The following is an 11,744-nucleotide window of genomic DNA, read 5'->3' on the forward strand; positions in this document are numbered from 1 at the left end:
AAAATTAGCCGTTTTTTATCAAATATAGTGGAAAATCCTCAATGTCAGTCTTTTATCCCATCATATATTTGTACCACCACCTGATATTTTATACAATTGTACTTTACTGGCATGCCATAATGTTTTCAAAATGGTGTGAGAAAGCCAGTAGCTTTTCTTCTTCAAAAGAATTACCAATAACCTGAATCCCAATAGGTAAATTTTTATTATCTACTCCATTTGGCAAAGATATAGCAGGCAAACCAGCTACTGATGCTAATACCGTGTAAAGATCGCTCCAATACATGGCTAATGGATTATTGGCAAAGCTATTCACCCGAAAGGCAGTAGCAGTAGTGGTAGGCAATATAATAAAATCATGATTGCTTAATATTTTTTGCATTTCTTGTTTTATTAAGTTTCGCACTTTGGATGCCTTTATGTAATGTTTCGCACATTGAGATGCACTAAGTACAAAAGTTCCTAACATAATTCTTTTTTTTACCTCTTTAGAGAAGCCTTCCGTTCTTGTTTTGGTGTATACTTCTTCTAAAGTTGTCGCATTACTACTTCTGAATCCATAACGCATTCCATCAAAACGGGCAAGATTGGTACTGGCTTCAGCATTTACAAGAATATAATAAGTAGGCAATGCATATTTAAGTAAACGGAAATGAATACTATCTATTTGGTGTCCTTCTTTTTTGAGTAAATTTAGGGCTTTTATAGTTTGTTCTTTTATTTCTGATTGTAACCCATCATTGCTCAATGTTTCTTCTAAATAAGCTATTCTATAGCGTCCTGATTTATTTAGTTCATTTAGGTAATCAGGTACCTGTTTTGGATATGTGGTATCATCCCATTCATCAGGACCAGCTATGATTCCTAAGACGCGTGCACAATCTTCTACCGTATGAGCTAGTATTCCAGCCGTATCAAAAGAAGAGGCATAGGCAACTAGTCCATGCCTAGAAATCCTTCCATAAGAAGGTTTAAGTCCTACAAGGCCACAAAATGAAGCTGGTTGTCTGACAGATCCACCTGTATCGGTACCAATAGAAACATGGCACATCTTGGCTTTCACCGCCGCTGCAGAGCCTCCTGAAGAGCCACCAGCCACTCTAGTCTTGTCTAGAGGATTAAGTACTGTGCCAAAATGGGCATTTTCGGAAGAAGATCCCATCCCAAATTCATCACAATTTTGATGACCAATAATCAATGCATCTGCTGCCAATAATCGTTCTGTAACAGTAGCATGAAATGGCGAAATATAATTGGTTAAAATTTTACTACCCGCATGTAAAGGATGATCTTTGTAGCAAATCATGTCTTTTAGACCAATAACCATACCTGCTAATGCTTTTGCTTTTTTTGCTCTAATTTTTTGATCCATCACAACAGCATTTTCTGTGATTTGATTATCATAAACATTTACAAAAGCATTTAGATCTTGTTGTTCTTGAATACGTTTCAATAACTGGGTAACTACTTCCGAAACGGTAATTGTATGTGATGCAATTAATGAACGTAACGCACTAAAAGTATAATAATCATCAAAAATAGGCATAGGCAAAATGGATATTAAGATTTTTGAAAAAGAAGTTCCTCTTTTAGTCCTTTATAATCAGAAAGTTCTATATCTACTGTACCTACTACTAAGTTGGCTTTTAATTTTATAGGAATTTTGTTAGCATCATCGGAAATGTATGCTTCTACAGGACGTTCCCCTGAAAAAATACTTCCATCAATAGTAGGTATAAGGGGAGCAAAAACTAAGGTCATTATTTGGCCAAGCTTAGTAGTAATCATTCTCTTGCCAAGAAAAATAATTTCTACGTCATCATAGACATGCTGGTCATGTAAGACACTTACATGAATCTTATCACCTGGTTTTAATTTCGTAGTATCGATATTTCGCAACGAATAGTAACCACTTACTAAATCTTTGATTTGATCTTTACTGGGAATGGGATGATAGGATACTTCGTGATCCATATTATGTGTGCTTTCAGTAATTTCTATTTTTGCCTGTTGTTTTTCATAGTCAAAGTCAATCTGTTCTTTCCTTGTATAATTATTTTCTTGAATGTGAGAAGTAAATCTATGTGGGCATAATAGATTAATATCTAAATAGCTTTCCCATATATTCTCTATTTTAATACCTAAAACACCTAATCCATTGCTAGAAGTCCCTTTTACTGCTACCTTATAGCAGTTATGACCATGAACATTATGTACATGCTCATCTACATCCATAGTAACTGTTCCAGCATGAATAAAACTATAATATACTTGATATGCTAACCCTTCTCCTTTATGAAAGGAAGTAGGATTCAACGTCTCATTTTTTTTAGCATGTATATCATTTGTGATAATGAATATAAAACAATGCAAAAAGTAAAATAATCTCTTTAAATAACTCATAGGTATGACTGAAAATAAACTATAAACCAATATAATGCATGGATGACCATAAAGGTACGATAAAAGACTAAGATATACAAAAACACGCCTTTGACTAAAATGAATAACAAGTTGCTTCTTTGTGTTAAAAAGTGAATCCATAAAATAGGAAAGAAAAGAGGAAAAACTTATCTTGCACAAGGTGAAGGACATTCAGAATCTGTTTGTAGGATCATAAAGGGCTGTGTGTTCTCTAAGATTAAGGGATGTCTATCTTTATTATTTTAATTTTACATATGGATTTAAAAAAATATCTTTTAAATAGTTTTCTTTCAGTATGTTCGACAATTATTTTTTGTAATAGTTGTAATAACAAACATATTGCTGAGGAAGAACGAGATTTCTATACCCAAAATACCCATAAGCTTCCTGAATATACACCTGAAGAATTGCAGCAGATAGTTCTTATAAACTCACCGGAAGTGATTACTGGTTTTAGAAAAAAATTAAAAGAAAAAGGAACTAAATGGCTTACCAGTGGTACAGAACCAAAGCCATATGACCTTTGGAGTAGTTATAGGGAAAATGATCTAAAGGGATTAGAACAATTGTTTCCTAGTTTAAAAAACCTTTTCGATGCTTTTGGTAAACTCATAAAAAACCCTACAGAGGAGCATGAAGAAGAAGTTGTAGCCATCAATAAAAAATTACCTACGGATGATCCCAAAGCAGCAGAGGCATTAAGAACATTTGCGCAGAACATAATCAACCAGAAACTTACCGAGTCTTTATTAGCTTATCAATCATTTTTTCAATTTGTACATTATGATGACGATGATCATGTAATAAATAATTTTCATGTTACAATCAAGCAGCTGCATGCCAATTTAGCAGGTTGGGAAAAAGATGGTAATCTATCTGGCACTAAACTATGGAAAAATATTATACAAAAAGAAAAGGCCAACCTTATCAAACATTCCAAAGAGTTTCAATATTCAGAAAATAAAAAAGCTATTGAGGAAAGTTTAAAAATTGCTGAACGACTGGCAATCAGTCCTTACTGTGTAAGTTATAAAGAATTAAAAGAAACGTTACCTCATGGACTTGATAAGTTAAAAACCATATTGGGGGAAGTTCATTTAAAAGAAACAGCAGATGTAGACTTACTAAAAAGATACTGTAAACTGATATTATCAAATGACTAAATAGCAAGAGATCGTTTACATTAAATTTGGTTTTGACTTTTCAAATTGCTTTAACCTACTTTTGTAGCATATGGTATTACATATGTGTTGTTCAGGGCAGGAATTTCCTCATGTGCAACCTAGCGTAGCAAATGATTTATTGTTTAACGATAAGTTATGGAACAAATTTATGATTTACTACAAAAATATTGGGGATATACTTCATTTCGTCCACTCCAGAAGAACATAATTAGCAGCATTTTAGAAAAAAATGATGTGATGGTTTTTTTACCTACTGGAAGTGGAAAATCACTCTGTTTTCAATTACCAGCACTTTATAAAAAAGGTTTAACCCTTGTAGTTACGCCCCTTATTGCCCTGATGAAAGACCAAGTAACACAACTCAAGAAAAGAGGTATTTATGCAGAAGCAATTTTTTCAGGAATGTCTGCTTCAGAAATAGCACAAAGACTTGATAATTGTATTTATGGCCATGCTAAATTACTGTATGTTTCTCCAGAAAGACTACAAACAGAGCTATTTAAATTTCGTGTTACTACCATGAATATTACTACATTAGTAATAGATGAGGCACACTGTATTTCACAATGGGGATATGACTTCAGACCTTCGTACTTAGAAATTGCTGATTTTAAGCAAATCATTCCAGAAGCAAATACTGTTACGTTTACCGCTACTGCCACCAAGACCGTAAAGAAAGATATACAAGAACAATTACGACTTAAAATGCCAGTTTGTTTTACGCAAACTTTTCATCGACCTAATTTGGTTTACTGGGTGCGTAAAACAGATAATAAAGAAGCACAATTGCTTAAGGCATTAAATACTTCCACCGGATCTGTTATTGTTTATGTGAATACCCGGAAAAGAACAGAGACCATTGCTGCTTTTTTAAATAAACATGGTATTAGTGCACTGCCTTACCATGCTGGTCTTACTGTAACAAGTAGAACAGCTAGACAAGAGGAGTGGGGGAACGGTAAGATCCGGGTAATGGTTGCTACAGCAGCTTTCGGTATGGGCATAGATAAATCAGATGTTTCACTGGTAATGCATCTAGATCTACCCTCCTCGTTAGAAGCCTATGCACAAGAATCAGGAAGAGCTGGTAGAAATAATCATATGGCATATGCTATCCTTTGGTATGATGCACAAGATATTGCTGTCTTAAAGCAGAGGTGGAGAGAAAGTTATCCAACCATCAGTCAAGTGAAGGCTATCTATCAACATTTAGTTAATTATTATAAAATAGCTGTAGGCTCTCATGCCTTTGTAACGTATGATTTTGATCTAGAAGATTTTAAAAACCAAATGAGGCTATACACAAAAGAAGCCTATTATGGATTAAAAGTATTAGAGTCAGAGGGATTGATACAACTTAATGAAGCTTATTACCAGCCATCTAGGGTTTACTGTTCTCTTTCTAGAAAAGCATTATATGAGTTCCAACTTTTGCATCCTACTTATGATTTGCTGCTTAAAGGCTTGCTGAGGCTATATGGAGGAGCATTTTTTACACCATATTGTAGTATAGTTGAAAAAAAATTAGCTCAATTGATCCAGTTCAGTGAATCAAAAGTATGTGAACAGTTAAAGGCATTACATAAATTAAAAGTAATAGAATATCTACCACAAAAACTGAATCCACAAATCACTTTTTTAACACCACGTTATATCTGTTCTGAGTTACCTCTTCGTGTGGATAGAATTGAACAGAAGAATAAAATAGCCTATCAGCAACTAGAGTCTGTTATTGAATATGTTACCAATGAAAGACGTTGCCGACTGGCTATATTGCTGGATTATTTCGACGAAAAAGAACAAATATGTCATAATTGTGACATATGTAAGCAGCGAAAAGTAAAAGGAACAGAAATTAATGACCATGCAGAGATGCGACAATATGTTATCCATGCTATACTAAATGGTAAACATGATGTCAAAAAGCTAGTAGAAGGGGTTCCACAAGATAAGGAAAAAGAAATATTAGATACGATTAGAGAAATGTTAGAATACAAAGAGATCTACTATCAAAGTCCTGGACAGTTATACAGCTGTAAGAATATTAAATGAAGCGTCTCAGAATAAAGAGGCTTTTGAGCCAGCAGAAGGCAATAGACAAACAGACGTTATATCAGGAGGAAATTTGTCCACCATCGGGGTCGGAGAGCCTGTCATATTTTATATTTTAATAAATTTTAAAATAAAAACTTGATTTTATTAAATAAGTTACCTATAATGTCTTCTACTAATTAAGTAGTAAATATAAGGCATCTGGAGCAACAGTTTAAAACATTTATGTAACTTTTTTAAAACAAAATTTCCTATGATACTATCCAATCTCCCACTCCTTATGACAGGAGCTTTTTTGTTATTTACACTGGCTGCAGGGCTCTACTTTAGTAAAAAAACGACCAGCCTTAAAGAATATGCTGTAGGTAATAAAAATTTTGCGACAGCTACGTTAGTAGCTACGGTATTGGCTACAGCTTTTGGGGGAGGAGGATTAATACGAAATGTAGAGCAAGTACATCAACAAGGTTTATATTGGATATTTTTTGCACTATTTGCCACTGCTATATCTATCTGGATCCTTAGTCCATTGGCATCACGTATGTCTTCGTTTATGCGAAACCTTTCTATGGCAGAAACAATAGGGAATGTTTATGGTAGAATACCAAGAGTGATCACTGCAATATCTTCCATTATTACTGCTATTGCCTCTGTTGCTATTCAAATCAAGGTTATATCATTAGCCATTAGTATGTGTACAGATATGGTGGATCCTAGCATAATGACTATTATTGTTACACTTGTTCTTATTTTTTATTCTACATTTGGAGGTATTCGTGCGGTAACTTATACAGATGCATTACAATTTATAACTTTTTTAGCAGTTATACCTGTATTAGCTTGGCTTATGTTCCAAAAAATTGAGTTATCTATAGGTGATATTGTTGCTTTTTTAAAAACTCAAGAAAAATTTCAACTTTCAAATGTGTTTAGTTTGAATACTAGTTTAATCAATATCATTGTATTGATTCTGGCTGGCATAGTGTCTGAAATAAGGCCATCAACAATACAAAGAATCTATATGGCTTCTAGTCCCATACAAGCTAAAAGAGCTTTTATCTATTCTAGTATATTGAGTTTTTTTATAATTATGTTTATAACATTAGTGGGAATAGCTATTTTCGTGATAGGTCCGGATCTCCCTATGGAAGATGTTTGGAAATATATAATGAATAATCTTGCCCCCTTTTTTAAGGGACTCGTTTGTATCAGTCTCCTTTCCCTTACTATGTCTACTGCTGATTCTGAGTTAAATTCTTGCGTTGTTCTGATTGCCCATGATATTGTGGAAAGCATACGTGGTAAACAAATAGTTACTTCGAATGGACTTGGACTTGTTAGGGTTACTTCTTTAATTGTAGGTCTCTCTGCCATGGTATTAACATTTTATTGTAAAGGTTTATTGGAGCTAATGCAATTATCCTTTGCTTTATCTATCCCAGTCATCACAGCCCCTTTTATCTTAGCTGTTTTTGGCTTTCGAGGTGCTTCTACTACTGCTCTACTAGGTATGGTTACCGGAACAGTAACTATAATAGCTTGGAACACATGGGTTGCTCCAAAAACAAATATAGATGGTTCCTTTTTTTGTATGCTGGCTAATGGCATAGCTATGATGGTTGCACATTATTCACGTCCACAGCGAAGGTACAGGATGGATGAAAGAGGATGATGAAGTGCTCAAAACGTCTGTTAAAGACTTACCCATATAAAAATAGCTAGACATTAAGCCACTAATTTATGTATTAATAAATTTTAAAATAAAAACTTGATTTTATTAAATAAGTTACCTATAATGTCTTCTACTAATTAAGTAGTAAATATAAGGCATCTGGAGCAACAGTTTAAAACATTTATGTAACTTTTTTAAAACAAAATTTCCTATGATACTATCCAATCTCCCACTCCTTATGACAGGAGCTTTTTTGTTATTTACACTGGCTGCAGGGCTCTACTTTAGTAAAAAAACGACCAGCCTTAAAGAATATGCTGTAGGTAATAAAAATTTTGCGACAGCTACGTTAGTAGCTACGGTATTGGCTACAATTTATGGTGGTGGAGGATTAATTCGTAATGTACAACAAGTATATGAACTTGGTTTTCTATGGTTAGTTTATTTATTCCTAAGTAATTTTGGTGTTTTGATTATTTCTCCTTTGGCATCACGTATGTCACCATTTATGCTCAATATATCTATAGCTGAGACTATAGGAAGTATATATGGTAGAATGCCTAGAATAATTACTGCATTATCTGGTATTGCTGTTGCCATTACTAGTCTTGCCATTCAAATTAATGTAATACAATTAGTCCTCGGCATGTGTACAGATATGGTTGATCCTAGAATAATAACTATTATTGCCACACTTATTCTTATTTTTTATTCTACTTTTGGAGGTATTCGTGCAGTAACTTATACAGATGCATTACAATTTATAACCTTTTTAGTAATTATTCCTGTGTTAGCTTGGTTGATATTTCAAAAAACTGAAAAATCAATAGGTGAAATGATTACTTTTTTGGGGGAACAAGAAAAATTCCAACTTAATACAGTATTAACTAGACATGCTAGTTTGATTAGTGTTATTATGCTGGTTTTATCTTCATTAGTTTCTTGTATAAATCCGGATATAATGCAAAGAGTATATATGGCTTCTAGTCCTATACAAGCTAAAAGAGTGTTTTTGTATTCAGGTCTGTTAAGCATTTTTATAAAAATATTTATAATTTTGGTTGGTATTGGCGTTTTTGTAGTATCTCCAAATTTATCTATACAAGATATTTGGGGATTTATCATAAACAATATGCATCCATTTTTTAAAGGGTTGATTTGCATTAGTCTTTTTGCTATGGCTATGTCTACAGCTGATTCCAATCTCAATAGCTGTTCCGTTTTAATTAGCCATGATATTGTAGAAAGTATACGTGGGAAACAAATAACTACTTGGAATGGACTTGGACTTGTTAGGGCTACTTCCCTAATTGTAGGTCTATCTGCCATGATCGTAACATTTTATTATAAAGATTTACTAGCATTACTTAAGTTATCTTTTGATCTCTCTATCCCAATCATTACAGCTCCTTTTCTATTAGCTGTTTTTGGTTTTCGAGGTACTTCTACTACAGCCTTGATAGGTATGGTTACCGGGGCATTGACTATGATAATATGGAAAATATGGATCGTTTCTAAGACAAATATAGATGGTTCCTTTTTGTGTATGTTGGCTAATGGCATAGCCATGATGGTTGCACATTACTCACGTCCACAGCCAGAAGGTACAGGATGGATGAAAGAGGATGATGAAGTGCTCAAAACGTCTGTTAAAGACTTACCCATATAAAAATAGCTAGACATTAAGCCACTAATTTATGTATTAACAACTTATTTAATAAAAACTTAATTTTATTAAATAAGTTACCTATAATGTCTTCTATTAATTTGTAAGGTATCTGGGGCAACAGTTTAAAACATTTATGTAACTTTTTTAAAACAAGATTTTCTATGATGTTATCCAATCTTCCACTTCTTATGGTAATAGCCTTTTTGTTATTGACATTGGCTACAGGGCTCTACTTTAGTAAAAAAACGACCAGCCTTCAAGACTATGCTGTAGGTAATAAAAACTTTTCCACAGCTACGTTGGTAGCTACGGTATTGGCTACAATTTATGGCGGTGGAGGCTTAATTCGTAATGTAGAGCAAGTACACAAACAAGGTTTACATTGGATATTTTTTACAATACTTTCTGCCACCATATCTATCTGGATCTTTATTCCATTGGCATCACGTATGTCTTTGTTTATGCGAAACCTTTCTATGGCAGAAACAATAGGAAGTGTTTATGGTAGAATACCGAGAGTGATCACTGCAATATCTTCGATTATGACTGCTATTGTTACTATTGCTATTCAAATTAATGTAATAACATTAGCCATCAGCATGTGTACAGATATGGTTAATCCTAGAATTATAACTATTATTGCTACACTTATTCTTATTTTTTATTCTTCATTTGGAGGCATTCGTGCGGTAACTTATACAGATGCATTGCAATTTATAACCTTTTTAATAATTATTCCTGTATTAGCTTGGCTTATGTTTCAAAAAACGGAGTTCTCTATAGGCAATATTGTTGCTTTTTTAAAAACTCAAGAAAAGTTTCAATTTTCAAATGTGTTTAGTTTGAATACTAGTTTAGTCAGTTTCATTGCATTGATTCTGGCTGGCATAGTGTCTTATATACAACCATCAACAATACAAAGAATCTATATGGCTTCTAGTCCCATACAAGCCCAAAGAGTGTTTATGTATTCTGGCATACTGAGTTTCTTTGTAATTATTTTCATCGTCTTAGTGGGCATTGCTGTGTTCGTAGCAGTTCCAGATCTTCCGATACAGGGTATTTGGAAATATATAATGGGTAATGTTGTTCCCTTTGTCAAGGGGCTGGTCTGTATCAGTCTCCTTTCCCTTACCATGTCTACAGCGGATTCGAACCTCAATAGTTGTTCCGTTTTGATTGTCTATGACATTGTAAATAGTACAGGACTTTCGCAAAACAGATAATTGTGTTTGCATTTTTAGACATGGACATGTTTTATAGTATTGATAATCAATAATNCAATAATATTAACATTTCTCTATTTTATAGACTAGTCTATAAACAGTGTTTTTAACTAAAAGTGCGAAAGTCCTGTAGTAGTATATGGAGGAAACAAACAATTACTTCAAATGGGCTTTGGTTTGTTCGATTGACTTCCCTAATTGTAGGTCTATTTGCTATGGTATTAACATTTTACTGTACAGATTTACTAGCAGGACTTTCGCAAAACAGATAATTGTGTTTGCATTTTTAGACATGGACATGTTTTATAGTATTGATAATCAATAATATTAACATTTCTCTATTTTATAGACTAGTCTATAAACAGTGTTTTTAACTAAAAGTGCGAAAGTCCTGTACTAGAACTAATGAAGCTAATATTTGCTTTCTCTGTACCTGTGATTACAGCCCCCTTTATCCTAGCTGTTTTTGGTTTTCGAGGTACATTTATAACGGCTGTAATAGGCATGGTTACTGGGGCATTGACTATGATAGCATGGAAAATATGGGTTGAACCAAAAACAAATATAGATGGTTCCTTTTTGTGTATGTTGGCTAATGGCATAGCCATGATGGTTGCACATTATTCACGTCCACAGCCAGAAGGTACAGGATGGATGAAAGAGGATGATGAAGCTAAACAAAAAAGACAGGCACAGGAAAGAAAAAAAAAGCGGATGCAAGAAGAAGAAAAACTCCATAATAAGTTGAAGGCACTTCAACCTGATCATAAAAGTCTGTTGTTAATGGCCTTTTATATTGGAATTACCACGCTGTTTGCTCTCGCTATAATCGGGAAGGATCATTTTACAAATTGGTATGTACTTAGATTAATAACGGCCCTCATCTTTTTTTGTTATGGTATGCATCAAAACAAGGGCGGCACCCATTATATATCTGGAAAATATTGGGTTATAGGACTGCTTTTTGCACTTTCTATGGACATTTTTTTTCACTGGCTACATAGTACAAATCTTATATTTACCTTATTTTTAGCCTTTGTTCACCTGGCTTTTACTGTATATATATTACCCTCTTATATAAGCATACCTGCTATGGTACTTAACGTTTTAATGCTTGCTTATGCTATCTTCCAGTTAGAAATAGAAGGAATCTTACAAATAAGTGTCAAAAATATGCCATTGGTTTTAGTATTCGGTGTAGTTGTTCTATTGATTATTTTTTACGCTAAAAATCAAATTTATTTATTAAATAAAAAAATTTCTTATTTGGAACACCAAAAACAAACTCAAGAAGAACAAAAACTTAAAGAAATCGCATATGGATTGGATATAACGCAAAAAAGAGACAAAGATGTAATTTCGGAAAATGGGACCATTTTAGAAAATGTAGTCAGCAATGTAACCCAAGCTATATCCTTTTTGCATAACAGCACTCCGTTGTATAAAGAAGATTTTCAGAGTATAATAAATAAATTTACAGATTGGGCGCTATTCTTAAAAAGACATAGTAAATCAAA

Annotated in this window: 7 protein-coding genes and 1 pseudogene; 6 read left to right on the forward strand and 2 right to left on the reverse strand. The window is 33.5% G+C overall.

Annotated elements, in window-relative coordinates; translation table 11 throughout:
- Positions 1 to 103: 103 nt before the first annotated feature.
- Together gatA and CCPUN_RS03705 are read right to left on the reverse strand one after the other, a co-directional pair.
- The gene (gatA, locus tag CCPUN_RS03700) at positions 104 to 1,546 is read right to left on the reverse strand and encodes an Asp-tRNA(Asn)/Glu-tRNA(Gln) amidotransferase subunit GatA (RefSeq protein WP_133282236.1); all 1,443 of its coding nucleotides are present in this window, start codon (positions 1,544 to 1,546) and stop codon (positions 104 to 106) included.
- A 14-nt stretch (positions 1,547 to 1,560) separates the two neighbouring features.
- A complete protein-coding gene (locus tag CCPUN_RS03705) occupies positions 1,561 to 2,403 on the reverse strand; it encodes a DUF3108 domain-containing protein (protein WP_165941942.1) in 843 nt (280 codons plus the stop codon).
- Positions 2,404 to 2,678: 275 nt separating this feature from the next.
- Between CCPUN_RS03705 and CCPUN_RS03710 the strand changes: the two genes are divergently transcribed.
- From CCPUN_RS03710 to CCPUN_RS03735, 6 genes and pseudogenes are all read left to right on the forward strand, one after another.
- Positions 2,679 to 3,587: a hypothetical protein gene (locus CCPUN_RS03710; RefSeq protein ID WP_133282238.1), complete on the forward strand. Its 909-nt coding sequence runs from the start codon at positions 2,679 to 2,681 to the stop codon at positions 3,585 to 3,587.
- A 156-nt stretch (positions 3,588 to 3,743) separates the two neighbouring features.
- A complete protein-coding gene (locus tag CCPUN_RS03715; RefSeq protein WP_133282239.1) occupies positions 3,744 to 5,660 on the forward strand; it encodes a RecQ family ATP-dependent DNA helicase in 1,917 nt (638 codons plus the stop codon).
- A gap of 253 nt (positions 5,661 to 5,913) precedes the next feature.
- Positions 5,914 to 7,332, forward strand: coding sequence for a sodium:solute symporter family protein (locus CCPUN_RS03720; protein ID WP_133282240.1), 1,419 nt, complete (start codon positions 5,914 to 5,916; stop codon positions 7,330 to 7,332).
- 211 nt (positions 7,333 to 7,543) lie between these two features.
- A complete protein-coding gene (locus tag CCPUN_RS03725; protein WP_133282241.1) occupies positions 7,544 to 9,001 on the forward strand; it encodes a sodium:solute symporter family protein in 1,458 nt (485 codons plus the stop codon).
- Positions 9,002 to 9,162: 161 nt separating this feature from the next.
- Positions 9,163 to 10,227, forward strand: a complete 1,065-nt coding sequence (locus tag CCPUN_RS03730) for a sodium:solute symporter family protein (protein ID WP_133282242.1) — start codon at positions 9,163 to 9,165, stop codon at positions 10,225 to 10,227.
- Positions 10,228 to 10,632: 405 nt separating this feature from the next.
- Positions 10,633 to 11,744: pseudogene (locus tag CCPUN_RS03735) on the forward strand (hypothetical protein); the annotation flags it as partial.

This window comes from Cardinium endosymbiont of Culicoides punctatus (assembly GCF_004354815.1).
In the GTDB taxonomy this organism is placed as follows: Bacteria; Bacteroidota; Bacteroidia; order Cytophagales; family Amoebophilaceae; genus Cardinium.

Coding starts and splice junctions, on each gene's coding strand:
- CCPUN_RS03705 (WP_165941942.1), bottom strand. CDS start 2,403: ATGAGTTATTTAAAGAGATTATTTTACTTTTTGCATTGTTTTATATTC.
- CCPUN_RS03710 (WP_133282238.1), top strand. CDS start 2,679: ATGGATTTAAAAAAATATCTTTTAAATAGTTTTCTTTCAGTATGTTCG.
- CCPUN_RS03730 (WP_133282242.1), top strand. CDS start 9,163: ATGATGTTATCCAATCTTCCACTTCTTATGGTAATAGCCTTTTTGTTA.
- gatA (WP_133282236.1), bottom strand. CDS start 1,546: ATGCCTATTTTTGATGATTATTATACTTTTAGTGCGTTACGTTCATTA.
- CCPUN_RS03720 (WP_133282240.1), top strand. CDS start 5,914: ATGATACTATCCAATCTCCCACTCCTTATGACAGGAGCTTTTTTGTTA.
- CCPUN_RS03725 (WP_133282241.1), top strand. CDS start 7,544: ATGATACTATCCAATCTCCCACTCCTTATGACAGGAGCTTTTTTGTTA.
- CCPUN_RS03715 (WP_133282239.1), top strand. CDS start 3,744: ATGGAACAAATTTATGATTTACTACAAAAATATTGGGGATATACTTCA.